This is a genomic window from Paenibacillus sp. LBL, from assembly GCF_029893715.1.
Lineage (GTDB): Bacteria > Bacillota > Bacilli > Paenibacillales > Paenibacillaceae > Paenibacillus_AQ > Paenibacillus_AQ glucanolyticus.
In genome coordinates this window covers 28,547-54,594 of record NZ_JARXYU010000012.1, presented here as the reverse complement: position 1 = coordinate 54,594, position 26,048 = coordinate 28,547, and the positions used below count along the sequence as shown (strand labels likewise).

Sequence of the window (26,048 nt, the reverse complement as noted above, 5' to 3'; positions counted from 1 at the left end):
CCTTTTGCCGCTATCTGAAGGCCGGGATTGTATAGCTGCGTCCTTTTGCTCATCGCAGAAATACGGTTGGGGGTTGAAGGATTTGAAGAACTCTTCGAGAAGACACTTATCAACAGGAATAAGGAGGGATTACAGTGAAACCAGCGTTTACAGTGAATCCAGCGAAGCAATGGACCTCAAAGCTATGGTACCGGGAACCGGCAGCCAAGTGGGAAGAAGCGCTCCCGCTCGGGAATGGCCGGCTGGGTGCAATGGTGTTCGGGGGAGTAGAGGAAGAGCGTATTCAATGGAATGAGGATACACTCTGGTCCGGATTTCCAAGGGACACGAATAATTACGAGGCACGACGGCATTTGGCAGCCGCAAGGAAGCTCATCACATCCGGGCAGTACAAGGAAGCGGAGGAGCTGATTGAGGACAAGATGGTGGGAAGGGGCACGGAGTCCTTCCTGCCGCTAGGAGATCTGTTGATCAGACAGTCGGGAATTCACGGCCACCGGACGGAATATCGGCGCGAACTGGATTTGGATACGGGGATCGCGTCCGTTCGCTTTCAGTCCGGCGGTTCGGCTACCTATGCCAGGGACATGTTCATCAGTGCCGTTGACCAGGTAGCGGTTATACGCTGTGCGAGCCCGAATAACGAAGACATCCGGCTGGATATTAGGCTGGACTCTCCGCTGCGGCATGGTACACGCCGCTGTGCGGAAGACGGGTCCCTGGTGTTATATGGACATGCTCCAACCCATATTGCTGACAATTACAAGGGCGATCATCCCGGGTCGGTACTCTATGAAGAGGGGCTCGGCATACGGTATGAGATGAGGCTGCTGGCCTTGCCGGACAGCGGTCAGGTGACGGTGGATGACCGTGGCATGCACATCAACGGGAGCGGTACGGTCACCCTGCTGATTGCGGCGGCAACGAATTTTGCAGGCTTCGACCGTTCTCCGGGCTCTGGAGGAATCGATCCGTCCGTTATATGCAGGAAGAGGCTTCAGGACGCGGTACAGCATGGATATGAGGAACTGCGCGCGAGGCATGTGAAGGATCATCAAGCATTGTTCCGGCGTGTGGATCTTCGGCTTGAAAGCCTGGATTGTGAGCGGTCCACAGAGAGTGCGGCGACCGACGAGCGCATGAAAGCGTACAGGGAAGGGCAGGAGGATCCGGCACTGGAGGCACTGATGTTCCAGTTCGGAAGATATTTGCTCATGGCGAGCTCCAGGCCGGGAACACAGCCTGCACATCTGCAGGGAATATGGAATCCGCATGTACAGCCGCCATGGAATAGCGATTATACAACGAATATCAATACCGAGATGAACTATTGGCCGGCAGAGACAACTCATCTGAGCGAGTGTCACGAGCCGTTGATACAGATGATTCGGGAGCTTAGCGTGAGCGGGCGCCGGACCGCGAAGATTCATTACGGAGCCCGCGGATGGGTTGCCCACCATAATGTGGATCTATGGCGCATGGCAAGCCCGAGCGATGGGAGAGCGATGTGGGCTTTCTGGCCCATGGGTGGCGCGTGGCTGTGCCGGCATTTATGGGAGCGTTATCAATTTCAGCCAGACCTTGAATATTTGCGGGGAACGGCATATCCGTTGATGAGGGAAGCGGCGCTGTTTTGCCTGGATTGGCTCATTGAGGACGGAAAAGGCCATCTGGTGACCAGTCCGTCAACATCACCGGAGAATCAGTTCCTCACCGCGGAAGGCGTGCCTTGCAGCGTGTCTGCAGGCTCCACCATGGATATGGCCATTATTCGCGATTTGTTCCATAACTGCATAGAAGCGTCGCAGCTCTTGGGGCAGGATGCTGATCTGCGGGAGGAGTGGGAGTCGGCGGCCGCACGGCTGCTCCCTTACGGAATGGACGGGGAGGGCAAACTCATGGAGTGGAGCGAGCCTTATCGGGAAGCAGAGCCTGGTCATCGGCATGTGTCCCATTTATATGGACTCTATCCGGGTTCCGATATTACCCTTCAAGGCACGCCGCAGCTAGCGGAGGCCGCATATCGTACGCTATCGTCCCGCATCAGCAATGGAGGCGGACACACGGGCTGGAGCTGTGTGTGGCTCATTAATTTGTTTGCCCGGCTCCGGCAGGCGGACAAGGCCTATGGTTATATCCGGATGCTGATTTCCCGCTCGATGCACCCTAATCTGCTTGGAGATCATCCTCCGTTCCAGATTGATGCGAATTTTGGAGGGACTGCAGGACTTGTGGAAATGCTGCTCCAGAGTCATCTGGGGGAGCTTCAGCTGCTCCCTGCGCTGCCCTATGCATGGAGGGAAGGCTCCGTAAAGGGCTTGAAGGCGCGCGGCGGATTTATCATCAATATGGAATGGAGCCAGGGGCTTCTCATTTCGGCAAGCCTCACCTCAACCCATGGTCAGCATTGCAGGCTGAATTACCCTGAGTCTCTTATCGTTACAAGGGAAGACGGAAGTGTTGTGAAGACGCAGGAGGACGGTGCGTTTGAAACGGTGATCGGGAGCACTTATTATATTACGCCGGTTACCAACAAGGCCTGATCGAACAAGGGCAAGGGCTGCTCATGAATGGACCGTTCGAGTTGAATGTATACCGGATCTAAAATCTTAAAGGAGCTGAGTCCAATATGATTAACGAGAAGTTACCCAAAATGTGGTATGGCGGCGATTATAATCCGGAGCAGTGGGATGCGGATGTCTGGAAGGAAGATGACCGCATGTTTAAACTGGCGGGCATCGATGTAGCTACCATCAATGTATTCGCCTGGGCTTTAAGTCAGCCGGATGAGGAAACCTATGATTTTGGCTGGTTGGATGAGACGATAGACCGGCTGTACAGCAATGGAGTGTACGTCTGTCTGGCAACCAGCACAGGCGCACATCCGGCCTGGATGGCACGTAAATACCCGGATGTGCTGCGTGTCGATTATGAAGGGCGGAAACGCAAATTCGGCGGCCGCCATAATTCCTGTCCGAACAGCCCCACCTACCGTAAATACGCAACGATTATGGCCGGGAAGCTGGCGAGGCGTTATAAGGAACATCCGGCCGTCCTGATCTGGCACGTATCGAACGAGTATGGAGGTTACTGTTACTGCGACAACTGTGCAGCGGCATTCCGTACCTGGCTTCAGCAGCATCACGGGACGCTGGATGCCGTAGACAAGGCATGGAATACCCGTTTCTGGGGCCACACCTTCTATGACTGGGAGGATATTGTTGTGCCTAACGCTCTAAGCGAGGAGTGGTCCGGCAGCCGGACCAATTTCCAGGGCATATCCCTGGATTACCGCCGTTTTCAGTCGGACAGCCTGCTGGAATGCTATAAGCTGGAGCGGGATGAATTGAAGCGGATCACGCCGGATATTCCGGTGACCACCAATCTGATGGGCTTCTATCCGGAGCTGGATTATTTCAAATGGGCCAAAGAGATGGATGTTGTATCCTGGGACAACTACCCGTCGCTGGATACTCCGTTCAGTTATACTGCCATGACGCATGCCTTGATGCGTGGGCTTAAGGGCGGACAGCCCTTTATGCTGATGGAACAAACGCCAAGCGTGCAGAACTGGCAGCCGTATAACTCCGCCAAGCGTCCGGGCGTTATGCGATTATGGAGCTACCAGGCGGTCGCCCACGGTGCGGATACGGTGATGTTCTTCCAACTTCGCCGCTCGATCGGTGCCTGCGAGAAATATCATGGAGCCGTCATTGAGCATGTGGGCCATGAGCATACACGCGTGTTCCGCGAGTGCGCGGAGTTGGGCAAGGAGCTGCAGCAGTTGGGGGACCGCATTCTGGATGCCCGTTCCGACGCTAAAGTCGCAATCATCTATGACTGGGAGAACCGATGGGGCATTGAGCTGTCGAGCGGTCCGACCGTGGCCCTCCATTACGTGGATGAGGTCCATAAATATTATGATGCCTTGCATCAGCTGCATATCCAGACCGATATGATCAGCGTTGAAGAGGACTTCAGGAAGTATGAGGTAGTCATCGCACCTGTAATGTACATGTCGAAGCTGGGATTCGCAGAGCGCGTTGAGGCTTTTGTAGCGCAAGGCGGAACGTTTGTGACAACCTTTTTCAGCGGTATCGTGAACGAGAACGATCTGGTGGCGCTGGGCGGTTATCCCGGAGAGCTGCGCAAGGTCATGGGAATCTGGGCCGAGGAAATCGACGCGCTGCTACCTGGCCAGCACAATCAGATCGTGATGCGAGGACGGCAGGGCCGTCTGGAAGGCACCTATGACTGCGGAATTCTGTGCGACGTGATTCATGCAGAGGGAGCGGAGGTTGTTGCCGAATATGGCTCAGATTATTATCAGGGCATGCCGTCGTTAACCGTCAACGCCTTCGGGCAAGGGAAAGCATGGTATGTGGCGACAAGCCCGGAACCCAAATTCCTGAAGGATCTGATGCAGACCATCTGCAACGATCATGGCATTGAACCGGTCCTGAAGGCTCCTCAAGGCGTCGAGGTAACAAGACGCATCAAGGAAGATAAAGCATTCACCTTCGTGCTTAATCACATGTCAGAGAGCAAATACGTTCCCCTGGACGGGGATACCTATGTGGACCTGCTGACAGGGGAGGAGCATCGGGATACCTGCGAAGTTCCGGCACGAGGCGTGATGATATTAGAGCAACGGAGGGGGTAGAGAGAGCATGAGGACTTTTTGATGAAAGCAAATAGGATAGGGGCCGTTTTTGGAAAAGTCTATGTTAAATTCTAATTCTAATGCTGATTTGTGACCATAAGAAAACCGCCTTTGTGAAAAGGCGGTTCATTGAGCTATCGTCTCCCGTTAGCGTAATCACCTTAAGTGACAAGGTCATCTTACCGTCTGGTAAACGAGACCTATGGCTCCAGAATCAAAGGTCTTGTTTTCGATTAGCTTAAGATTGATCTTCTCCTTGAGACCTTGGAATAACGGCAATCCCTTACCGATCAGGACGGGAGAAACCGTAATTTTATACTCATCAATTAAATCAAGCTGCATAAGGTGGTGTGCGAACCTAGGACTGCCGAGGATGACCATATCCTTGCCTGGCTGCTGTTTGAGGTTATTGATCTCTTCCTCGACATCTTCTTTCACGAGTCTGGAATTATTCCATTCGACTTTCTCCAGCGTTGTGGAGAAAACGATTTTGGCTGTCTTTTCGATCCACTCGGCATGATTTCGTTCATGCTGCGAAGCGGATGGGTTTGAAGGCACAGATGGCCAGTAACTGTGCATCATCTGATAAGTCCCACGTCCCCAAATGACAGTGTCGGCAGTACTCAGAATTTCTTTCGCATGTTTCTCCAAATCAGCATCGTAGGAAACCCAGCCAATGTCCATTTCACCATTCGGCCCTTCTACAAAACCGTCAAGCGATGCGTGCAGAAATAGAACGAGTTTTCTCATTTTCAGTTCTCCTTAGTTTATAAGGGATATATATATTATAAATTAACTACATCTTAGCAGAATTCAACTCGGGTTGTTTCTTATGGATTGCTAATCTCAAACCTGCCCTTTTCGACAACGTCTGAGAGATTTGACGTTGCAATAATTTTTTCAATTGTTGAAGCGCCGTAATCTGACGATCCACTTGGGTATGCTCGGGTTTTACAACAAGTAAAAGTTCCAATTTAAGGTGCAGGTGAATTAGACGGGGCTACGTATAACTGCCCGTTAGCTTGCGGAACTCCTTGGGGGAAATGCCCTCTTGCTTCTTAAATACAAGACTGAAGTATTTCTCGTTCTTGAAGCCTACCATCTCGGAGATCGCTGCCATCTTCAGGGCCGGGTTTTGCAGCAGGATTTTGGCTTTGGAGATGCGGATCCGGTTTAGATGCTCCGGGATGTTAATCCCGTGTTTTTGCTTGAATTTGCGGGAGATGTACTCCCGGCTTACGTGAAAACGGTTTGCAATATCATACAGGGATACATCGTTCTGATAATTCTGCTCGATAAACGCCGTAATGTCATGGATCAGGTCTTGGCCTGTTTGCTTCTGGGACTGCACAAGCGAGGCCAGCAGGCTCATCAGCGCTCCCCAATGCTGCTGCCACTCCGCCAGGGAGCATATATACTTGTCCGGGCTTGGCCGCTCCATATTGGCGCTTTCTTCTTTGTATAATTTCAATAGTGTTTCAGACGAAGGGTTTGCAGCTTCATGAATGACATGGTTGGCGAATCTTTCAATTTCCCGGTCCCAGCGCTCCAGAAGCTCCGGCGTGAGGATGCCGCTTTTGCGGATGGCCGCTATCCAGGTTTCTACTGCTTCGGCGATGGGTCCGGGTTGCCCGCTAAGGATAGCAAGCCTCCATGAATCTTCAAATCCGCTGAACTGCACGCCATTATGATGATCGGCAGCGGCGAGATGCTGTTTCTCTCCATCATGGATGAAATGGTTCAGCACCGTTAAATCACGCGAATGAAAGGCAGCCGAGCTGCGGGCATACAATTCGGGAATGTCTTGGGGGTACCGGCCGTCAGAACTGATGCCAAAATGCATGTGGCGCGACAAGGTGCGGTGCATCCCCTGATTGATCTCTTGAAGCCTCGTAGGCAGCGTGGCAAGCTGATCCCACAACAGAATAACGAGCTGGTGCGGAGAACCGAAGTGACGGAAGGCGATCCCGGTCCGGTCCTTTTGCAGAAATTCATTGCATATATTCAGCAGGGCAAACATGAGCAGGTCCAGATGGCGGCCGAAGCGGTTAAAAAGCGCATGATCGGTCTTGTCCATCTGCATGACGGCCAAGCGTATGGTCTTCGTGTCCTCCGGTACGATGCCTTCGTCCCTGAGACGGTTGACCACCTGGGAGTGGGCACTCCTGTCATCGATGAGGCTCGACAGCAGCTTCTCCGAATAGACCGGCCGGTACTCGTTCACCTGAACATGCTGCTGCCGCGCCGCAAGGCGCTCCTGCTCCTCGGCCCTCCAGGCCGTGGTTGCTTTGCGGACTGCTTGGTTAATGACGGTCTCCTCGATAGGCTTCAGGATATAGTCCGTGCCGCTGTACCAGATCGTGTTGCGCACGAATTCAAAATCGTCATGCCCGCTGATAACGATGAATTTGATATCCGGGTAATTTTTGTGAATCCATTCCATCAGGTCGACACCGTTCTTGAGCGGCATCAGCATGTCCATCAGCACGAGGTTTGGCCGGAACTTCGGAATCAGCTCCATGGCCTCCAGCCCGTTGGCTGCTTCTTCAATATCGGTTATCCCGTGCTCTTCCCACTGGACCAGCAGCCGGATGGCTCTTCGCACACGAGACTCGTCATCCACGATTAATGCCTTCATCCGTTTCACCTTCCACATTTATAGTCAGCACAACCCGAAAGCCGTGAGGCTGGTTGTTTTCGATGTTGAATTTGGATTTTCCGCGATAATACAGCCTGAGCCTTGTCATGATGTTGATGAGCCCAATTCCGCTGCTGTCTTCCGCTTCTATCTCGGAATGAACCTGCAGCTGTTCCAAATCCATCTCTTCCATCAATAATAAGTGTTCCTGGAGTGCTTGGAATTTCTCATCCTGCATTCCGTTTCCGTTATCCTCGACCGTGATCTGAACGATGGAGGCCGAGAGGCGGCGGCTTTTTAATGCGATGTAATTGTCTTGTGTCAGAGGGTTCATCCCATGCTTGAAAAAGTTCTCGATCAGCGGCTGAACCAGCATCTTCGGTATCAACACCTGCAAAGTCGACTCATCCACATCGTAACGGAAGTCGAACTGATTCTCAAATCTCTCTTTTTGCAGCTCGACATAATCGTGGATATGATCAAGCTCTGTGCTCAGTGTGACCGGTTTGTCGGTGTTGTACATGCTGTATCTCATCATTCGGGCCAAGGCCGAGATCAGGGAGTAAATCCTCTTCATCCCATGCTCCAGTGCAAGCGTTCCGATCGTTTGCAGTGCATTGTTCATAAAATGCGGGTTTACCTGGGCCTGCAGCGCCCGGAGCTGATTGGTCCGGTTCGCGAGTTTCAGCTTGTATTCCTGCAAAATAAGGTTGTTGATCGTATCCATCATGCTGCCGAATCTGCGATGCAGGGTTCCGATTTCGTCCTTGCGGTCGGAGGAGATATCAACGGTCATTCGTCCGCTTTTCACTTGGCTCATGAGTCCTACCAATTGTCGAATCGGTGCTGTGATGTACACCGAGATCCAGATCATGGCGATGATGATGAGGATCAAGGACACGCCTAACAGTGAAATGTTGACAAATGCCGCTTTTTCCGCGCTGCTCAGAATATAGGAGGACGGAATTTCCTTGATCATTGTCCAGTCGCTGACAGACGTCTTGATATTGTTATATAAATAGATTTTGTTGTTATATTCGAAATGACCTTCCTTGTGGCCGGATTCCTTTATTTTGCTATACCAGTCTTCCTGGATCTGCCGACCCAGCGTGGCTTCGTTACCGGAATACATGACATGACCGTCTTCATTCACAATATAGAGCTGCTCATGCTCGGGCTGAAACAGCTGACCGCTAATTCGGCTGAGGAAATTCATATTCAGATCAATGGCGAGAATACCCAATCGTTCCGAAGAAGGGACTCGTTCAATGACTCGGTACATCGTGAATACTTGTTGATCGGCTTCATAAGGATAGGCTAATTGAAAGCCGTATGTGTGAAGGGGATGGGGAGGCTGAATGGACACCGTATGGTTCTTTAGATCGGGTATTTCGGGATAAAGCGCGACATCGCTTGTCTTTCTGGCGATATCCTGCGCGAACAACGTAGCTTCTCTTTTGCCGTCAACATAGAGATAGACCTGCCTTGCGCCGCTTATAGCTTTATTGATCGATTGCAGCGTAGCGGATTGCCTGCCGCTGGCATTGATATTCTCGTGGCTGTAATAGAGGCTGCGGAAAAAATCCGGATCCGAATAAACCGTAAGGGAATTACGGTTCATGTCTTCCAGATAGCTCTCCAAATTCAACCGTCCCTGATAGAGAAGGTTCATATTCTCAACAACCGCCCGTTCCTTGAGCGAGTTGGTTGTCATGACATAACTGATGATCATGGAGATGGTGGTCGGAATGATGGTAGCCATGATCATGAAGGTAATTAATTTAGTGCGTATGCTGTTCCAGTTCAATATTTTCACCGCCGATCAATTTTCTATACCAATTAGTTCACATCCTATGGTAGTGCCAGGGTCTTCATCTTAGCATAATTAAATCATAGAGAAATGGATAGAGAAACGATAGGACAAGCGGAGGGGGATTTACATGAACAGCAAGAGAACGGCTGCCTTGACGCAGCAGTTGGTTTATATCGGACCCGCGCTGCTGTTTTTCGGTATTACGATCATTATCCCATTTGTGATGGGGATGTATTACTCGTTCACCAACTGGAATGGTGTATCGGGGAATGTCGAATGGGTGGGGCTGGACAATTTCAAACAGATTTTCACAAATGACAGCGCATTCGCACAGTCGTTCTGGTTCACCACCAGGTTTACGATCGTCGGTGTGCTTCTAACGAATGTGGTCGGTTTTTTCCTGGCCTACTTCTTGACAAAAAACATCCGGGCGCGCAACTGGCTGCGAACGATCTTCTTTATGCCGAATGTGATCGGCGGATTGCTGCTCGGTTTCATCTGGCAGTTTATCTTCGTGAAGGGCTTTGCAACCGTTGGCGAGGTTACGGGAATTCCGTTCTTTAATCTTCCATGGCTGGGAGACGAAGTGACCGGCTTTTGGGGGATTGTGATGGTATTCGTATGGCAGTCGTCAGGCTATCTGATGGTCATCTACATTGCGTCCATTACGAATGTATCCAAGGAAGTGATGGAAGCCGCTGAAATTGATGGAGCGAACCGCTTCCAGGTGCTGAAGAGCATCATCGTTCCGCTCATTATGCCAGCGGTCACCGTCTGTTTGTTCCTGGCGATCTCATGGTCATTCAAAATGTTCGATTTGAACCTGTCCCTCACAAAAGGCGGACCGTATCGCTCCACGGAGTCACTGGCCATGAATGTGTACAACGAGGCGTTCCTGAATAACCGGTATGGACTCGGGACAGCCAAATCTTTGATTTTCTTCCTCGTTGTTGCGGTCATCACACTCATTCAAGTCCGATTAACGAAACAGAAGGAGGTTGAAGCTTAAGTGAGAACGAAGAAACCTCCGATGTCGGCTTCCCATATCGTATTGCAGATTGTTATGGTGGTTGTGGCTCTGATCTTTCTGGCACCTTTTTATTTCCTGCTGGTGAACTCGGTCAAATCGCTGGGGGATATTATGGTGGATGCGGCCAATTGGCCGACTGCGTTTCACTTTGACAATTACAGCAAGGCATGGGAAATGACCCGCTTCCCGGAAGCATTCACGAATTCCATCATCATTACGGTCATCAGCAACCTGATCATCGCCCTGCTGAGCGCGATGGCCGCTTACCGGATGGTTCGGTCCAATACAAGATTCAATCGCATCGTGTTCATGCTGTTTGTATCGGCTATGGTCATTCCGTTCCAATCCATTATGATTCCACTTCTTCAGGTCATTAACTTCCTGGGCGTTAACAACAGCATCGTAGGCTTGATTCTCAGCTATCTGGGCCTCGGCATACCGCTGTCGGTCTTTCTGTTCCATGGTTTTGTGAAGGGGATACCACTTGAAATCGAAGAGGCTGCTACGGTGGACGGAGCTTCCCCGTTCAAGGTATTTGCCCGGATCGTTTTGCCTATGCTGAAACCTATGATGGTGACGGTCATCATCCTGAACTGTCTCTGGGTCTGGAATGACTACCTGCTGCCATCCTTGATCCTGCAAAGTCCGGAGCTGCGTACCATTCCGCTCGCAACCTTTGCATTCTTCGGGCAGTACTCGAAGCAATGGGACATGGCGCTGCCGGCTCTGGTGCTGGGCATTACGCCGATTATCATCTTCTTCCTGTCATTGCAGAAGTATATCGTTGAAGGCGTCGCTGCCGGCTCCGTTAAGGGGTAGGGCAGCCGGGCGCTTCCTACATTGGTTTTCCATCATTTATATATAAACATTACTAGGGGGTAGTAAGATGAACAAAATGAAATTATCACTTGTGATGCTGCTGGCTTTCTCCATGCTGCTGGCAGCGTGCGGCGGCAAGTCGGAGGGAAGTCAAGGCGGGAGCTCGGACGGGGCCTCTGGTGAAGTCAAGACGGTTAAGATTTTCCAATTCAAAACCGAAATCGTGGATGGCTTGAATGAGCTCAAGGTGGAATTTGAGAAGGAATACCCGAACATCAAGCTGGATATTCAAACGGTAGGCGGCGGTGCGGACTATGGCGCTGCACTGAAGACCAAATTTGCGTCCAACGATGCGCCTGATATTTTCTCCAATGGCGGCGATGCCGAGATGGAGATGTGGATCGACCGTCTGGAGGACTTGTCCGACCAGCCTTGGGTGAACGATCTGGTTGAGATGGCGAAGGAGCCGATGACCAAAGACGGTAAAGTATACGGCATGCCGATGAACCTTGAAGGATGGGGTTATATCTACAATAAAGATTTGTTTGAGCAAGCAGGCATTACCGAGCTCCCGAAAACCTATGCCCAGCTGGAGGAAGCTGCGAAGAAACTGGAAGCTGCTGGCATAACTCCTTTTGCGAACGCTTACCAGGAGTGGTGGTTGATCGGCAACCAGGGCATTAACCCGGCATTTGCCCAGCAGGATGATCCGAATGCATTTATTCAGGGCTTGAATGACGGAACGCAAAAATTTGCAGGCAATGCGAAGTTCGAAGAGTGGGCCAAGCTGATGCAGTTGACCTTGGATCATGGCAACAAGAACCCGCTGACTACGGACTACAACACGGCGATTTCCCTGCTGGCCACTGAAAAAACAGCCATGATGCAGAATGGCAACTGGTCCCAAACCGAGATCGATGCCATCAACCCTGATCTGAATCTCGGCTATCTGCCGATGCCGCTTGGCGACAATGCGGAGCAAAATGATAAGCTGAACGTGGGCGTTCCTGCGAACCTTGTTATCAACAAGGATTCCGCATCGAAGGAAGAAGCAAAGATCTTCCTCAACTGGTTTGTCACATCCGATATCGGTAAAGAGTACATCGTGAAGAAATTCAAATTCATTCCGGCATTAACGACCATCGAAGCGACGCCGGAAGATATGGGCGACCTGGGCTCGGCTGTGTGGGAATACGTCCAAGCCGGAAAAGTGCTGCCAAGACAATCTGCCAAGTTCCCTGACGGGGTAGCGCAGGAATTCTCAGGCTCCATGCAGGCGTTCTTTGCAGGCAAGTCCGACGCAAACAAGATGCTTGAAGACATGCAGACATCTTGGGACAGCCTGAGCAAGTAAGCGGCAGGTAGTGCTCGTAATGTGTAAGTAGATCTTTCATAGAGGTATGATCCCTTGTTCTTAGATTACAAGGGATGGTGCCTCTTTTCTTTTAGACAGATTATCAACATCGATTGAGGTTTTTCTTATTGGACACTCATAAAGGAGGCAATTCTATGATAAATCAGCGTGTTCCGAAGATATGGTATGGCGGAGACTATAACCCCGAACAATGGGATAAGGCCACGATGGAAGAAGATCTGCGGATGTTTGAGCTGGCAGGGGTCGATGTGGCAACTCTCAACGTATTCTCCTGGGCAAAAACACAGCGCGATGAGCATAGCTACGATTTCACATGGCTGGATGAAATTATGGATCGTCTGGCAGAGGAAGGGGTCCATGTCTGCCTGGCAACAAGCACGGGGGCGCATCCGGCCTGGATGGCCAAGAAATATCCGGACATTCTCCGAGTGGATTACGATGGACGCAAGCGCAAATTCGGAGGGCGCCACAACTCATGTCCAAACAGCCCGACGTATCGCAAATATTCTGCGCTGATGGCGCGCAAGCTGGCTGAGCGGTACAAGGACCATCCGGCACTCGTGATCTGGCATGTCTCCAATGAGTACGGCGGCTATTGTTATTGTGATAACTGCGAATCGCAGTTCCGTATTTGGCTGAAAGAGCGTTACGGGACGCTCGATAAACTGAATGCCGCCTGGAATACCGGATTCTGGGGCCATACCCTTTACGAGTGGGACGAAATTGTGGTGCCGAATGCACTCAGCGAAGAGTTTGGAGGGAATCGGACGTTCTTCCAGGGGATATCGCTGGACTACCGTCGCTTCCAGTCGGACAGCCTGCTTGCTTGCTATCGCCTCGAACGGGATGAACTGAAGAAGATTACCCCGGACATGCCGGTGACCACGAATCTGATGGGCTTTTATCCGGAGCTGGATTACTTCGAGTGGGCGAAGCATATGGATGTTGTGTCCTGGGACAACTATCCCGCAATCGATACGCCGGTAAGCTTTACGGCGATGTCCCATAACCTGATGCGGGGCTTGAAAAGCGGTCAGCCATTCATGCTGATGGAGCAGACCCCGAGCGTTCAGAACTGGTCGCCTTACAATTCCGCGAAGCGCCCCGGCGTGATGAGATTGTGGAGCTACCAGGCTGTAGCCCATGGCGCGGATACGGTGATGTTCTTCCAGCTACGCCGTTCCGTGGGGGCCTGCGAGAAGTTCCACGGCGCCTTGATTGAGCACGTGGGGCATGAGCATACCCGCGTCTTTCGGGAATGCTCGGAGCTGGGCGCAGAGCTGCAGCAGCTCGGAGACCAGCTGCTCGGCTCCCGCTCGAACGCCAAGGTGGCGATTATATATGATTGGGAGAACCGCTGGGCGCTGGAGCTTTCAAGCGGACCTTCCAAAGCCCTGAACTATGTGGACGAGGTTCATAAATACTACGATGCGCTGTACCAGTTGAATATTCAGACTGATATCATCGGTGTTGAAGAGGATCTGGGCAAGTATGATGTGGTGATTGCGCCCGTAATGTATATGGTGAAACCGGGTGTAGCCCGGCGCGTGGAGCAATTCGTATCCCGGGGAGGAACCTTTGTGACCACTTTCTTCAGCGGCATCGTCAACGAGAACGATCTTGTGACCCTTGGAGGTCATCCCGGCGAGCTGCGCCACGTGATGGGAATCTGGGCTGAAGAGATCGATGCCCTGCTTCCTGGGCAGCACAATCAGATCGAATGGAATCAGGAATGGGGATCACTGCGTGGAAGTTATCCATGTGGATTGCTGTGCGATGTCATCCATGCGGAGACAGCGGAGGTTCTGGCTGGGTACGGTTCTGATTTCTATAAAGGAACTCCTGTTGTAACCAGGAATAGGTTTGGAGAGGGACTGGCCTATTATGTAGCCAGCAGCCCGGATTCGAAGTTCCTGCAGGGCTTTCTTGCTAATCTGTGCGAAGAGCAGGGGGAGAAGCCGCTGCTGAATACACCAACCGGGGTAGAGGTTGCGGAACGGGTGAAGGATGGGAGCTCCTACCTGTTCGTATTGAACCACAACGCCGAAGAGATGACGTTTGATGCAGGTTCTGCCAAGCTATTCGATCTTCTGAGCAACCGGCAGGTTTCAGGTCATGTTACGATTCCGGGAAGGGACGTTATGATCCTGAAACGGTCCGCTGCCCAGTCTTAAACAGGTCCAGGAAGATAAAAAAATGGGACTCTGGTTAGGTGGCAGAAGCCTGCACTGCCGGCTGAGTGCCAGCGCGTAACGGCCCATCGCTTTATGCTGGGACCGAGGGCCGTTCAGACGCGGGATTGGCCATCCCTGCGATGCAAGGAGATGTCCAGAAACATATGTGGAGATTCAAGCGAGAATAGGGATGTTGTGTAGCCTTTTTATGTACCTTTTCGTTCGTTTGAGCACCAGCGTGCAAACAGCCTAAAAGAACCGCCAGATGAATCATGCTGGCGGTTCTTGGCGTTTTTCAATTCGGCTGCGTCAGGTTGCCTTGATGGTGTAAGTACCACGCTCCGTTGTGAGCACGACATGATTGTCGTGGATCTCCGCAGCTTTAAGCCCATCCAGCCCGATGACATAGGCGTTGGTTGGCAGCGGTGCTGTGTGGCCCGCAGTCATGACAACACCGGAACCGTGCAGCAGCAAAGCGCTGCGATCCCCATAACCGTCAATGGACGGCTCCTGATGCTGATGATGCTCCAATCGTTCCAGCTGTAATTCAATCTGGTCCTGATCTTTGTCTTCTTCCTTGGATATGTGAAGGGTGTGGCTGCTCTTGGATTCAAGCCAATTCGTAATTTCTTCGATGGATGGATTCATCATGGACACCTTCCTTGATTTCGATTGCTTCAAATAGTCTGTCCATGAATCGGCCTCCTTATTTCAAATTTCAATTCGAGAGCCCCTCCGGAGAAACGCACCGAAAAATTAACGCTGTGCAAACCCCCTTATTATATTTACGTGTTAATATAGTTAAAGAATAAGAACAAACGCTTGATACATAAGGAGGGGCCATGAGCAAGAAGTGGTATTATGGGCTCGCCATCCTGCTGGTTGCCTGCAGCTGGATCGGAAATGTCTGGTATTATGAAGCCAACCAACTGGGAAGAACGGTATTCCTTGCGCATCATGTTGAGACATCGGATAGGGAAGGGCACGTGTTTGACTTGTATTATATAGAGGACAAACGAGCCGATAAGACCCTGAGCACCATTCAGATCGAGGGTTACCCTGAACAGATCGTGACACCTTACCCCAAATATGCAGAGTACCAAAGGCAGTATCTAGGGAAAATGATGGTGAATTTAAATAACCCTGCTCGAGGGCAGGGCGTGGCGGAAGAGCTGCTTAAGGAGCCAGTGCTTGTCCGCGAGATCACCGCGCTTTACTCCGATGGAACCTCGGAACAGGTGGATGTAGGAGAAATTTACATTTGGCCTGGCACATATAACGAAGTCAAACCCGTGGAGTGGACCTCCGGTGGATCCTCGTCGGATCACTCGGGAAACAACTCCGCGGTCATCAAGCGGCCGCTTCAGTTAACAGCGTTCTCCTCGAAGTTTCTGGATATCGCAGAAGAAGGAGCTTTGCAAATCTATGCCGATATCTCGGGTCAAGGGCCGGGTACAAGTTACCGCCCGCTACCTCCGGAGTCACAGATGGAACAGAGCGGTATGCCTATTCAGGAGATACAGCTTCCAGCGAAGATGAATCAAGGGGACTCTTTTAGGATCAGCCATCAATTTAACATGCCGTCTCGTGAGAAGAGTATGCAAGTGTATCAGTTAATGCTGAGAACAACGTTTACGGAGGAAGGTCAGGGCACCTGGCAGGAAGATACGATCATACCTTATCATCCAAGTCCGACCGATAAAGAAATGACGGCATATGTCCGCGAAAGAAGGAAGGGATTATGAGAAGCGCTTGGTATCGTATACTCTGGGGGCTGCTCTTTGTACTCATCGATCTGAAGGTTGAAATGGTGGATATACTGCCCGATATGCTGGGGTATCTGCTGATTGCCTCAGGGTTATGGCGGCTGCAGCGATTGAACGGATATTTTAGGCTGGGACATCTGTCGGCTTGGCTGCTGCTGGTGTGGTCGGCGGCTTCATTATTTTGGTTCCCCGAGGTCGCAATGGACAGCGTGCACATGCAATCGGTTAAGAACCTGTTCATTCTACTGCCTGCCGTGCTCCTGCATACGGCATTGATTTACAGTATTTGCAGAGGGATTCAAGCTCATTATACAGGCACGGAATCCGAATTGGATAGGAAAGCCCGCTTCCGGCTGCACCTGTTTATGGCTGGGCAGCTGTTATTGCTTATCCTGTACCCCTTCATGCTGAATCTGGATTCGGGGGATATGATGTCTGTTATTTTCATCTGCTCACTTCTGGTGATGGTTGCTGAAATTACAGTTCTGTTTCTCGTTAGATCAGCGGGAGGGGAATGGATTGAGTAAGTAAATGGATTAGAGACGGTATGAGCGATTGGGATGGTTTATGCCGGGTTTAGGCTGATTTAACTGTTGTCTTTACTGGGATGATAAACAATTGTAACGCCCAACTGATTATATATTTCCTCGGTGTAGTGGTGATCCGGGCAATGCTTGATCGTAGCCATGTCTTCCTGCTTGGAGATCAGCTTCTGCTCGCAGTCAGGACATCGGTCCTGGAAGAGAAATTTCAGCTTGTTTAACATGATCGCCACACACCTCCCTGATTTCCGATATAAATACTTGGGTTTTATTATAAATCAACAACGAGGTACATTCAATAGCAATGTGCCCGTAAAACGATATCAAATGAAACGGAGATCGATCACCTTGATAGTGCAGCTTGTAGTCATGATCTTTATAGGTATCATTGGTTCCTTTTTCTCTGGGCTGCTGGGTATTGGCGGGGCTATCATTAATTTCCCATTGCTGCTGTATGTTCCCTCCTGGTTTGGATTGGAGGCTTTCACTTCCAAGGAAGTGGCATCCATTAGCATGCTTCAGGTATTTTTCGCCTCATTGTCAGGCATGATAACCAACCGGATGAGTTCGCGCGGAAGTGAGTCATACGTTCACAAGCCATTGGTTATTCAGATGGGGGCCAGCACGCTGGTAGGCAGTCTGATCGGGAGCCTGTCATCGATGCTGATGACCAGCGGAACGATCAACGTCGTTTACGGTTTCCTGGCGGTTATCGCTGTGTTATTAATGATTGTGCCGACACGGGCGTCCATGGAACAGAGGTCGGTGAGCGAGGTTACCTATCATTCAGGGATTGCAATGGGAGCCGCGTTCATAGTCGGAGGCATTGCCGGGATCGTTGGTGCCGGAGGCGCCTTTATCCTCATCCCCATTATGCTCACGGTTCTAAAAATACCGACTCGGATCACCATTGCATCCTCACTTGCTATCGTATTTCTGTCTGCGGTCGGCGGTGTTATTGGCAAAATCGTTTCAGGCGGCATTCCGTTCTGGCCTTCCCTGTTTGCCGTTGTGGGGAGCCTGCTGGGTGCGCCTATCGGCGCCATGATCAGCCGCAGGCTGAATGTTCGTCTGCTGCGATATGCCTTGGCGATTCTCATTGCGGTAACGGCGTTCAAGATCTGGATCGATATTTTAGGGTAAGTAAAGGGGTAGAACCTTATTCATCATAAATAAGAGGAGGATATCGAACATGAGAACCAATCAGCTGGGATCTTCAGAATTGTATGTAAGCGAAATTGGGCTGGGCTGCATGTCATTGGGAACGGATGAAGGACAAGCGGTGAAGCTGATTCATGAAGCGCTTGATCAGGGCGTGAATTTCTTGGACACGGCGGATTTGTACGATAAGGGTCGTAATGAAGAACTGGTCGGCAAAGCCGTTCAAGGCCGGAGAGAGGATGTCATTATCGCTACCAAAGTAGGCAACCGGCGTGTTGAAGGTCAGGATGGCTGGGTATGGGACCCCTCCAAAGATTACATAAAATCCGCCGTCAAGGACAGTCTTCGCAGGCTGGGTACGGATTATATCGATCTGTATCAGCTCCATGGAGGAACGCTGGATGATCCGGTGGAAGAGACGATCGAAGCTTTTGAAGAGCTGAAGCGGGAAGGATGGATTCGCTATTACGGGATTTCGTCCATCCGTCCGAATGTCATCCGTGAATATGTGAGTAAATCCAATATCGTCAGTGTCATGAGCCAATACAGCATCCTGGACCGGAGACCGGAGGAGGAGGTGCTCGATCTGCTGGCGGAGAATGGGATTTCCGCCATTGCGCGGGGTCCCGTTGCCCGGGGGATCTTGTCGGATCGGGGCCAATCCAAGGCAGAGAAGGGTTACCTGGACTACAGCAAAAATGAGCTGCTGGACATTCTGAAGAGACTTGAAGAGTATGGAAATGGCGCGGATCTGACTCATACGGCCATTCGCTATGCGTTAAGCCATGCCGCCGTTGCCTGCACGATTCCCGGCGCAAGCTCGCTTGAACAGCTGCTGCATAATATTGCTGCAGGTACTGTGGAGAAGCTGTCGCCGCAAGATATCCAGACGATTCAGGCTATAACCCGCGCGAACCAGTATGAAGCGCACCGGTAACGCAAACAGCACATGAATGATCGATCCCGTTAATCATTTGGGACGTGAAATATTTACGCCTTGAAGGAATGCGGATGAACATTGCCGCTGCATGTTATACTAATAAGATCAGAACCCATTAGATTATGCCCGCAATCCGTTTTTAGGATCACGGGCTTTTTTGCACCTTATAAATAAATTGGCTTTAGAACGGTAAAAATTCAAACTTTTTGAGAAGGCGGTTCGTTCCAATTAACGTAAACCGCGCGGGCTTATCCCATAATCGTAAATGGTGAAAGGATTCTAGAATGATTACCATTGAACATCTATCCAAAACCTATCGCAAGGGCGCATGGGCGCTCTTGGATGTTTCTCTACAATTTGATAAAGGCATGACCGGTCTGCTGGGACCCAATGGCGCTGGCAAAACAACGCTGATGCGTATCCTGTCGACCTTATTGTCTCCAACCTCCGGGCAGGTAAGAATGAACGGGATATCGCTTGGACGGCCTGAGGATATTCGGCAGATGATCGGTTATTTGCCGCAGCACTTTCATATTTACCCGCAGTTGACTGGCAGGGATTATCTGGATTATGTTGCCGCTATGAAGGGGATTACCGATCGAAACGCAAGGCTGAAGGAAATCTCCAGGCTGCTTGAGATGGTGAATCTCCAAGAGAAGGCCGACAAGAAAGTGCGCACATACTCCGGAGGAATGAAGCAGCGGCTGGGCATTGCCCAAGCGCTATTAGGATCCCCGGACGTTCTGATCGTTGACGAGCCGACATCCGGGCTTGATCCTCAGGAGCGTGTCCGGTTTCGTAACGTGCTGACTCGGTTTAGCATCAACCGGACCGTGCTGCTGTCAACCCATATCGTAGCCGACATCGAGAGCAACTGCCGGCGTATCGCCGTTATGAACAAGGGGAGGCTGGTCATGACAGGGAGCCTGGCTGAACTACAGGCCTGCGGTCAAGGGCAAGTATGGGAAGCCGTGATGAGCCCGGACGAATTTGCCTTGATTGATCCCATGTCCGTTGTGTCCACCCGAACGGTTCCGGAAGGCATCTTGTGCCGCTTTATCAGTCCAACTGCGCCGGTTGAAGGGGCGTTTGCGGCTGATCCTTCTTTAGAAGACGGTTATCTGGCCTTGCTGCGGAGGGATCGCCATGCATAAATGGTGGAGGCACAGCCTCCTGGAACTTCGGCTCCTGTTTGGCAATCCTCTGTTTGCCTCAATGCCAATCATCTATGCCGTTTTGTTTATCGTCATGATGCTGCAAGCGGCCAGCGGCAACGGGGCAGACCATAATCTGTACACGGCTGCGTATTCCTTCCATATGCTGGGCCATACGATGACGCTGGGCCCGGCTATGCTGATCGGCATTTTGTCCATCCGCAGAGACATCAGCCGCCGATCCTTCGAATGGAATCACAGCTTGCCAGTACCCTTCTTTACATTGTTGTCATCGAAATACGTGGTGAGCCTGCTGTACTTTTCCCTGTTCACGCTGTCCACGTCGGTTATATTCTACATCCTGTCGGTTAGCAAAGGCATTGCCAGTGAAATTGCGATCATGCACACGATGCAAATTGCCGTGCAGTATGAAGTTTCCTATATGGTAACTCTGGCGCTCGCGATGCTTCTCGGAGCGAGCATTCCGAATCGGATTGTTTATTTGATCGGTTTCTGTGCATGGATGTTTGGAACTTTTTTCATGGAGATTTATATCATCAGCGAACTGAAATGGCTTCCGGCTCAAGTGTTCCATCTCAATCAATTTTTTCTGCAGTCCAACCGGTATGAGTATGAGAATTGGGGATACGGCTTGTTAACCGAGGATATACAGCTGGCCCGGTGGTTCGTGCTGGCTTTCACCCTCATGCTGCTTACCGTGTGTTTGTTCTTGTTAAACCGCAGGCGTCCAACGATGCTCTTGAGGGCAGGTTGGGTTGCCGTGCTCGGCGCTTTTGTGTTAACAGCGATTGCCGCGGTACCTTACAGTACGATCTGGTCGGAACGATATGCCCAAATTGATAACAGGCTGGAGGACCCTTCGGTTTCCTATGTTAATGATACGGAAATCGGATCGATTTACAGGGTTTCCTCCTACGATATCAAACTGAAACGACTGCCGAATGATGAACTTCTGGTTACGGCGAGGCTGAATATACCACTCTCTGATGAAGTATCGGGTAAGAAGCAGCTTCCGCTGACCCTGAACCGGATGTTCAAGCTGGACCGTGTCCAGCTCCAGGGAGTGGACGCTCCATATCGCAGACAAGGAGAGCGGATTTCGGTAAGTATGGCGGGCGTTGCGAATGGAAACGACATTCAAGCAGAGCTGACATACAGAGGTCATGTTATGGATTTTATGCCCGGATACTCCAGCGAAGAATTTGCCGCCTATAGTGTGGGACCCGAAGTTAAGCTGGAGGGACATATGGCCTGGTACCCGCTGCCCGGGCATCAGAATGTGTACTTGAAGAATCCGGAGGAAAACAATCGGCCAACCGAAATGTATCTTGGCGGGGAATACGGCGTCATGCGTTATTCTTTCGGCGATATGCGGCTGGAGGTGGAAGGTTACCCGGTTCCCTTGTATACGGGGATGAAGGAGCTGGAACGAAGGCCGGGCTATCAGCGGTTTGAGGTCCAGGGGACCGAACAGAATGTTTCCCTGTACGGAGGCAAGTTCTGGAGGGAGATTCGCTTGAATCAATTTCCGATCATGGTTGTGACAACCCCGTATCTGGAGAAAACATCAAAATTGATGCTGCGTGATCTGAAGAAAAAATACGACTATTTTGCCAAATGGGTACCCGAGTTTAAAGGCAGCGTGGACAAGATTTTGTATCTGGGCCAAGGATTTAGATATCCTCGGGTAGACCATTCGTTGATTCTTTCCTCTCACCAATACACGTATAACATCAGCAATCTGTCAGGCGAGTGGATGAATTCCATTCTGTTTGGCAACCAGGGTGCCATTTATAATTATTATGAACATCCAGAGAGAGATGTGCGCGGAAAGATCAGCAGTCTGTTCTGGTACGTGTATTACATTGAAGAGAAAGGGCTCAGCGATAAGGAATTAAGATCGGCGTATCTCAATTTGCGTTCGGTACAGCAGCTGCTATTCAAAAACGGGGACGGCAGCGACCCTCAGAACAAAATCGGCATCAGCATGGCCAAGCAAGTCAGAAGGGCATTGGAAGAGGGCAGAGGGCACCAGGTCAAAGAACTGCTGGTGCATTTTTACCAACAAGGGGTGAGGCTGCCCGATACCGAGCGGAACAAATTCCTGGACCCGGAGAAACCGATCACATACCAGGAGTGGCAGCAAAAGTGGGATGCCATGATGAATGTCAAATAATGACGACTATGCACATGCACACGGTCGGTTATAATTGAGAAATAGATAAAATGGGAAGATTAGAAATGCATATAGAAAGGGGGGGAAGGCATGATTTCTGATCAGCAGCTGACCGAACGCATGGCGGCCGGCGACCAGGAAGCATTCGAAATGTTGGTGACCAGGTACCATGGACCTCTGCTCAGTTATACAACCCAGCGGCTTGTTGACAGGCAGAAGGCTCAAGATATCGTTCAGGAAACCTTTATCCGGCTCATACGGCATCTGAACCAGCACGGGACACTGGAACATGTTCGCTCCTGGTTATACCGCGTCGCCCTGAATATGTGCAAGGATTACTGGAAGAGCGCATCGTACAGGTCTGAGGGGCTTGCAGGCGAGGAGATGCCTGATGCATACGATCCTGCACCCGGTGCCGAGGAGCTTGTGGAGAGGCAGGAGACATCACTGGAGATAGCCGCATCGCTGGAGAGCCTGCCCGATATACAACAGGAAGTCATATCCCTTCGATTCTTTCATGATCTGAAGCTGCAGGAAATCGCAGACCTGGTTGACCTCCCCTTAAGTACGGTAAAAACACATCTATATAACGGTTTAAGAAAGTTAAAGAAAACGTTGTCCATGGAGCATTCCGATTTGGTACCCGTGAATCCGCGCCAGCGGACACGGGAGAAAAGTCCTCAAGAACAGGTCAGGAGCCGCTCCAAATCGGAAGAGTCAGATTCGCAGTGCAAAGTAAAAGAAAGTGAGGTGTATCTCCATGGATCATCCATTCGATAACGAATTGAGAAGACTTGAAGACGAGCTGCGGGGTCCCCTTAGACGAGCTGCCCTTCCATCGCCGTCACCGGATGAGACGGCCCAACTCATTGCGTCCCTTCAGGGAGAGTTCAATCAGCTCAAGATTGAGCCCGAGTCCCCCAAGCTGGATTTTAATCCACAGGTGGACCCGCCCTCATTGAAACAGATCCTACGGAGCCAGATTCGTTTGAATCAAAGATCCATCCTGCTCACAGCCGGGGCGGTATTCTGCATGCTCGTCCTGCTGATTGACCCGGAATACCCGTTGGATCAGTTTGCCGGATTGCCTGGCGGCATTTTTCCATTAATCACGCCCCTGCTGTTGATCGTATCCATGCTGTTCAGCAGCCGAACCTGGGATAAAGGGATGAGAGCTGTAGAGACGCTAACCCCATACCCGCCGGCACTTGTTCTGTATACCCGGCTGCTGCTTGTGACCGGCATTGTCATCGGAATGGCGCTGCTGAGCACGCTTGCCCTCGGGCTTCGATCCATCCAGGCGGAGACCTCTCACTTTTTATTCGGACCCTTTATTCTGGAGTGGATGGGGATTCTATTGGTGACGGGTGGTGCTGCGATGTATATGCTCTTTCGCAAAGGGATGGTGGTATCGCTGATCTCTGCCGTATTGGTCTACGGCATGTGGATTGTCATCCAGGGCCAGATTATCGATCACGGGGTATCGATGGGCGGTAAAATGCTGACGGATATGACCCTGCTTGTTATCGGATTGATCCTGCTTGTCTCCTCCTACGGCCGCAGTCTGAAATTGAACGGAGCCTGGAGAACCGCTAATGATTAGGGTAGAAGGACTGGAACGTCAGGCCGGAACGTATCGGCTTGAAATCGAGAAAGCGGAGATTCATTCCGGCTTGAACCTGATTGTCGGAGCGAACGGCGCGGGAAAAACAACGCTGATCGAGCTGTTGGCCACGCTGCAAGCTCCCGACGCAGGTGAAATTCTGTATAGTGGGCGCAAGGCAGGAGACCATCTTCCGCTCATCCGGAGCCAAATTGGTTATGTTCCGGCTGATATCGAGCTATACGGGGATATGAAGGTCGGCAAGCTGCTGACCTATATGGCGGAATTGAAAGGCATCTATAACCCGGAAGCCATCGACCGGCTGATGCTGGACTTTAGGCTGGAGCCTGTTCGCAAGAGTAAGGTCAAGAATCTATCGCAAGGAGTACAGCGGCGGATTGCCGTCGTACAGGCGCTTATTGCTTCGCCGTCCTTTCTGTTCCTGGATGAACCCCTGAACGGCATGGATGCAGAGGAGCGCAAATTCCTTATCACCTATCTTACTAAATATGCGCGCGGCCGAATGGTCATCGTTGCTGCCCACGAGTTGAATGAATGGGAAGAGGCAGCAGATACGGTGATTTGGGTTCATCGCGGGCGCATTCGATATATTGGTTCCCCGAGCCAATGGAAGCTGAATGTTGCCTCCAGCGTCTGGGAGGGAGAGGTTGATCTTGAGGCCTTCGAACGGATCCCGCAGGAACTGTTAATTCACTTTCAAATGACGGAAACTAACATGAGAGTCAGGCTGATGGGGAAAAAGCAGCCGGGTGCTGAGTTTATGGAGAAGGCACCGACGCTGGAGGACACTTTTTTCCTACATATGAACGCTTTAGCCAGACGCGGCTGACTGCAGCTCGGATCTTGGAGAATCATCGCCCAAAAAGGGCGATGATTTTTTTGCGTTTCATCCATCAGCGACAATTCATTTGGACGCTTTATGGTCCCGGTGCCTTCAGTATAGTGTCATGAGGCAACCATGGAGGAAGGCCAAAGCCATCCTTGCGTAATGTAATGCAGCTGTTCTTCCTGAAAGGACATGTTGGTGTTATACGCTTCTTGATCGACCCCTTGACTTCGGGGAGCAACTCTTCAATGCGTGCAAATAGCACTACTGTACGGGAATCATGATCAACTATTCAGGGAATGGAATGGCTCTTCATTCGGATTTTATCTCGGAAAAGCAATCATCCCTCGCAGAACAGGGTAAGGAAGGTTAGGCAGGATGAGCATCATTGTTTAATCCACGGCAAGCCACCGTGGCATGAGAGGATGAAATCTGAAGGGAGAGAACGTGATGGGAACCGTAGGTAATCAAGGCTTGGAGAAGGTGGCGTTAGTTACAGGAGCAGGTGCAGGAATCGGAAGAGGGATTGCCAAGGTACTGGCTGAGAAAGGTTACCGGCTGGCGACGACATACAATTCAAGCAAAGACGGCATCTTGGACGTAGCAGAGGATATCGGCCACATCTATGGCAAGGAGCCGCTCATTATTCAAAGCGACCTCACCGTCCGCAGTGAAGCGGAGAACACGATCCGCAAGACGGTTGAAGAGTTTGGCCGGATTGATCTGCTGGTGAACAATGCGGGGATCGGCATTTATGACGAGCTGACGGAGCTTGAGGAGGATGCGCTGGACATGACCGTTCATCTTGATTTTAGAGCGCCGATGCTGCTCAGCAAATATGCTGTCAGGGAAATGATGGCACAGGAGATCCCGGGGAATGTTATTTTCATTACCTCTTCCCGCGGGGAGAGGGCCTACCCCAAGGACAGCATCTACGGCGGCATGAAGGCAGCGCTCATACGTGCGGCGCAATCGCTGGCGTTGGAGTGGGCGCCGCACGGCATCCGCGTCAACTGCGTCGCTCCGGGCGCGACTGTCCATAAGCCGGGACAGTCGGCAGAGGATGAGCCGCTGGGTAACAAAATCCCTCTGGGACGGTTAGGTACGCCATCGGATATCGGTGAAGCAATCGCTTGGCTGTGTTCGGATGCGGCATCCTATATTACCGGGATTAATCTCCGTATCGACGGCGGTCTGATTCTGCCCGGCATGCCGGAAGATACGTCTCCCGAGGCAGGATACGGATGGGGCAAGGTCTATAAGAAAGAGAAGGAATGATGGAAGCCCACATAGGTGATTGAAATAATTTATTATATTCCGATGAAA

The 26,048-nt window shown here is 51.2% G+C and carries 21 protein-coding genes and 1 pseudogene; 16 read left to right on the top strand and 6 right to left on the bottom strand.

Features of this window, described 5'->3' with window-relative positions:
* Nucleotides 1-134 precede the first annotated feature (134 nt).
* On the top strand, nucleotides 135-2,543 hold the full coding sequence (locus M2277_RS21950; RefSeq protein WP_280755521.1) for a glycoside hydrolase family 95 protein: 2,409 nt from the start codon (nucleotides 135-137) through the stop codon (nucleotides 2,541-2,543).
* Between the two features lie 86 nt (nucleotides 2,544-2,629).
* Nucleotides 2,630-4,663 (top strand): beta-galactosidase, encoded by a 2,034-nt coding sequence (locus M2277_RS21945; protein ID WP_280755520.1) that lies wholly within the window; start codon nucleotides 2,630-2,632, stop codon nucleotides 4,661-4,663.
* A 174-nt stretch (nucleotides 4,664-4,837) separates the two neighbouring features.
* Here the strand turns inward: M2277_RS21945 and M2277_RS21940 are convergent, their stop codons facing one another.
* The 3 genes from M2277_RS21940 to M2277_RS21930 all read right to left on the bottom strand — a co-directional run bounded on the left by M2277_RS21940 (nucleotide 4,838) and on the right by M2277_RS21930 (nucleotide 9,117).
* Nucleotides 4,838-5,413, bottom strand: a complete 576-nt coding sequence (locus M2277_RS21940; RefSeq protein ID WP_053435337.1) for a dihydrofolate reductase family protein — start codon at nucleotides 5,411-5,413, stop codon at nucleotides 4,838-4,840.
* A 250-nt stretch (nucleotides 5,414-5,663) separates the two neighbouring features.
* A complete protein-coding gene (locus tag M2277_RS21935; protein WP_280755519.1) occupies nucleotides 5,664-7,301 on the bottom strand; it encodes a response regulator transcription factor in 1,638 nt (545 codons plus the stop codon).
* Nucleotides 7,279-9,117 carry a cache domain-containing sensor histidine kinase gene (locus M2277_RS21930; RefSeq protein ID WP_280755518.1) on the bottom strand — a complete coding sequence of 613 codons (1,839 nt, stop codon included), beginning with the start codon at nucleotides 9,115-9,117 and terminating at the stop codon, nucleotides 7,279-7,281. Before M2277_RS21930 ends, M2277_RS21935 begins: the two co-directional genes overlap by 23 nt.
* 124 nt (nucleotides 9,118-9,241) lie before the next feature.
* On the opposite strand from M2277_RS21930, the gene M2277_RS21925 reads away from it, so the two are divergent.
* The 4 genes from M2277_RS21925 to M2277_RS21910 all read left to right on the top strand — a co-directional run bounded on the left by M2277_RS21925 (nucleotide 9,242) and on the right by M2277_RS21910 (nucleotide 14,512).
* Nucleotides 9,242-10,123, top strand: coding sequence for a carbohydrate ABC transporter permease (locus M2277_RS21925; RefSeq protein ID WP_006212759.1), 882 nt, complete (start codon nucleotides 9,242-9,244; stop codon nucleotides 10,121-10,123).
* A gap of 21 nt (nucleotides 10,124-10,144) precedes the next feature.
* Complete coding sequence (locus tag M2277_RS21920; protein ID WP_036643633.1) at nucleotides 10,145-10,963, top strand: carbohydrate ABC transporter permease; 819 nt, start codon at nucleotides 10,145-10,147, stop codon at nucleotides 10,961-10,963.
* Nucleotides 10,964-11,030: 67 nt separating this feature from the next.
* The gene (locus M2277_RS21915; RefSeq protein ID WP_280755517.1) at nucleotides 11,031-12,317 is read left to right on the top strand and encodes an ABC transporter substrate-binding protein; all 1,287 of its coding nucleotides are present in this window, start codon (nucleotides 11,031-11,033) and stop codon (nucleotides 12,315-12,317) included.
* 155 nt (nucleotides 12,318-12,472) lie between these two features.
* A complete protein-coding gene (locus tag M2277_RS21910; RefSeq protein WP_280755516.1) occupies nucleotides 12,473-14,512 on the top strand; it encodes a beta-galactosidase in 2,040 nt (679 codons plus the stop codon).
* Between the two features lie 309 nt (nucleotides 14,513-14,821).
* Here M2277_RS21910 and ymzB read toward each other — a convergent pair whose 3' ends face one another.
* Nucleotides 14,822-15,163 (bottom strand): protein YmzB, encoded by a 342-nt coding sequence (ymzB, locus tag M2277_RS21905; RefSeq protein ID WP_036643523.1) that lies wholly within the window; start codon nucleotides 15,161-15,163, stop codon nucleotides 14,822-14,824.
* 191 nt (nucleotides 15,164-15,354) lie between these two features.
* Here ymzB and M2277_RS21900 point away from each other — a divergent pair, with 191 nt between their 5' ends.
* Both M2277_RS21900 and M2277_RS21895 read left to right on the top strand, forming a co-directional pair.
* Nucleotides 15,355-16,257, top strand: a complete 903-nt coding sequence (locus M2277_RS21900) for a hypothetical protein (RefSeq protein WP_280755515.1) — start codon at nucleotides 15,355-15,357, stop codon at nucleotides 16,255-16,257.
* Nucleotides 16,254-16,805, top strand: a complete 552-nt coding sequence (locus M2277_RS21895; RefSeq protein WP_006212753.1) for a hypothetical protein — start codon at nucleotides 16,254-16,256, stop codon at nucleotides 16,803-16,805. The genes M2277_RS21900 and M2277_RS21895 overlap by 4 nt, the downstream gene beginning before the upstream one ends.
* A gap of 59 nt (nucleotides 16,806-16,864) precedes the next feature.
* Here the strand turns inward: M2277_RS21895 and M2277_RS21890 are convergent, their stop codons facing one another.
* On the bottom strand, nucleotides 16,865-17,044 hold the full coding sequence (locus M2277_RS21890; protein ID WP_006212752.1) for a hypothetical protein: 180 nt from the start codon (nucleotides 17,042-17,044) through the stop codon (nucleotides 16,865-16,867).
* A 124-nt stretch (nucleotides 17,045-17,168) separates the two neighbouring features.
* On the opposite strand from M2277_RS21890, the gene M2277_RS21885 reads away from it, so the two are divergent.
* The 7 genes and pseudogenes from M2277_RS21885 to M2277_RS21855 all read left to right on the top strand — a co-directional run bounded on the left by M2277_RS21885 (nucleotide 17,169) and on the right by M2277_RS21855 (nucleotide 24,725).
* Nucleotides 17,169-17,963, top strand: a complete 795-nt coding sequence (locus M2277_RS21885; protein ID WP_006212751.1) for a sulfite exporter TauE/SafE family protein — start codon at nucleotides 17,169-17,171, stop codon at nucleotides 17,961-17,963.
* 49 nt (nucleotides 17,964-18,012) lie between these two features.
* Nucleotides 18,013-18,873 (top strand): annotated as a pseudogene (locus tag M2277_RS21880) (aldo/keto reductase); the annotation flags it as partial.
* A 332-nt stretch (nucleotides 18,874-19,205) separates the two neighbouring features.
* On the top strand, nucleotides 19,206-20,075 hold the full coding sequence (locus M2277_RS21875) for an ABC transporter ATP-binding protein (protein ID WP_280755514.1): 870 nt from the start codon (nucleotides 19,206-19,208) through the stop codon (nucleotides 20,073-20,075).
* Nucleotides 20,068-22,272, top strand: coding sequence for an ABC transporter permease (locus tag M2277_RS21870; RefSeq protein ID WP_063477792.1), 2,205 nt, complete (start codon nucleotides 20,068-20,070; stop codon nucleotides 22,270-22,272). Before M2277_RS21875 ends, M2277_RS21870 begins: the two co-directional genes overlap by 8 nt.
* A gap of 90 nt (nucleotides 22,273-22,362) precedes the next feature.
* Nucleotides 22,363-23,052, top strand: a complete 690-nt coding sequence (locus M2277_RS21865; protein ID WP_036643512.1) for an RNA polymerase sigma factor — start codon at nucleotides 22,363-22,365, stop codon at nucleotides 23,050-23,052.
* A complete protein-coding gene (locus tag M2277_RS21860; protein WP_006212746.1) occupies nucleotides 23,033-23,875 on the top strand; it encodes a hypothetical protein in 843 nt (280 codons plus the stop codon). The genes M2277_RS21865 and M2277_RS21860 overlap by 20 nt, the downstream gene beginning before the upstream one ends.
* Nucleotides 23,868-24,725, top strand: a complete 858-nt coding sequence (locus tag M2277_RS21855; RefSeq protein WP_006212745.1) for an ABC transporter ATP-binding protein — start codon at nucleotides 23,868-23,870, stop codon at nucleotides 24,723-24,725. The genes M2277_RS21860 and M2277_RS21855 overlap by 8 nt, the downstream gene beginning before the upstream one ends.
* Nucleotides 24,726-24,841: 116 nt before the next feature.
* Here M2277_RS21855 and M2277_RS21850 read toward each other — a convergent pair whose 3' ends face one another.
* A complete protein-coding gene (locus M2277_RS21850; protein WP_231888096.1) occupies nucleotides 24,842-24,916 on the bottom strand; it encodes a DUF3949 domain-containing protein in 75 nt (24 codons plus the stop codon).
* 256 nt (nucleotides 24,917-25,172) lie between these two features.
* Between M2277_RS21850 and M2277_RS21845 the strand changes: the two genes are divergently transcribed.
* Nucleotides 25,173-26,000 (top strand): SDR family NAD(P)-dependent oxidoreductase, encoded by an 828-nt coding sequence (locus tag M2277_RS21845; RefSeq protein ID WP_280755513.1) that lies wholly within the window; start codon nucleotides 25,173-25,175, stop codon nucleotides 25,998-26,000.
* Nucleotides 26,001-26,048: the final 48 nt, after the last annotated feature.

Coding starts and splice junctions, on each gene's coding strand:
- M2277_RS21945 (WP_280755520.1), top strand. CDS start 2,630: ATGATTAACGAGAAGTTACCCAAAATGTGGTATGGCGGCGATTATAAT.
- M2277_RS21940 (WP_053435337.1), bottom strand. CDS start 5,413: ATGAGAAAACTCGTTCTATTTCTGCACGCATCGCTTGACGGTTTTGTA.
- M2277_RS21935 (WP_280755519.1), bottom strand. CDS start 7,301: ATGAAGGCATTAATCGTGGATGACGAGTCTCGTGTGCGAAGAGCCATC.
- M2277_RS21925 (WP_006212759.1), top strand. CDS start 9,242: ATGAACAGCAAGAGAACGGCTGCCTTGACGCAGCAGTTGGTTTATATC.
- M2277_RS21920 (WP_036643633.1), top strand. CDS start 10,145: ATGTCGGCTTCCCATATCGTATTGCAGATTGTTATGGTGGTTGTGGCT.
- M2277_RS21915 (WP_280755517.1), top strand. CDS start 11,031: ATGAACAAAATGAAATTATCACTTGTGATGCTGCTGGCTTTCTCCATG.
- M2277_RS21910 (WP_280755516.1), top strand. CDS start 12,473: ATGATAAATCAGCGTGTTCCGAAGATATGGTATGGCGGAGACTATAAC.
- ymzB (WP_036643523.1), bottom strand. CDS start 15,163: ATGATGAATCCATCCATCGAAGAAATTACGAATTGGCTTGAATCCAAG.
- M2277_RS21900 (WP_280755515.1), top strand. CDS start 15,355: ATGAGCAAGAAGTGGTATTATGGGCTCGCCATCCTGCTGGTTGCCTGC.
- M2277_RS21895 (WP_006212753.1), top strand. CDS start 16,254: ATGAGAAGCGCTTGGTATCGTATACTCTGGGGGCTGCTCTTTGTACTC.
- M2277_RS21890 (WP_006212752.1), bottom strand. CDS start 17,044: ATGTTAAACAAGCTGAAATTTCTCTTCCAGGACCGATGTCCTGACTGC.
- M2277_RS21875 (WP_280755514.1), top strand. CDS start 19,206: ATGATTACCATTGAACATCTATCCAAAACCTATCGCAAGGGCGCATGG.
- M2277_RS21870 (WP_063477792.1), top strand. CDS start 20,068: ATGCATAAATGGTGGAGGCACAGCCTCCTGGAACTTCGGCTCCTGTTT.
- M2277_RS21865 (WP_036643512.1), top strand. CDS start 22,363: ATGATTTCTGATCAGCAGCTGACCGAACGCATGGCGGCCGGCGACCAG.
- M2277_RS21860 (WP_006212746.1), top strand. CDS start 23,033: ATGGATCATCCATTCGATAACGAATTGAGAAGACTTGAAGACGAGCTG.
- M2277_RS21855 (WP_006212745.1), top strand. CDS start 23,868: ATGATTAGGGTAGAAGGACTGGAACGTCAGGCCGGAACGTATCGGCTT.
- M2277_RS21845 (WP_280755513.1), top strand. CDS start 25,173: ATGGGAACCGTAGGTAATCAAGGCTTGGAGAAGGTGGCGTTAGTTACA.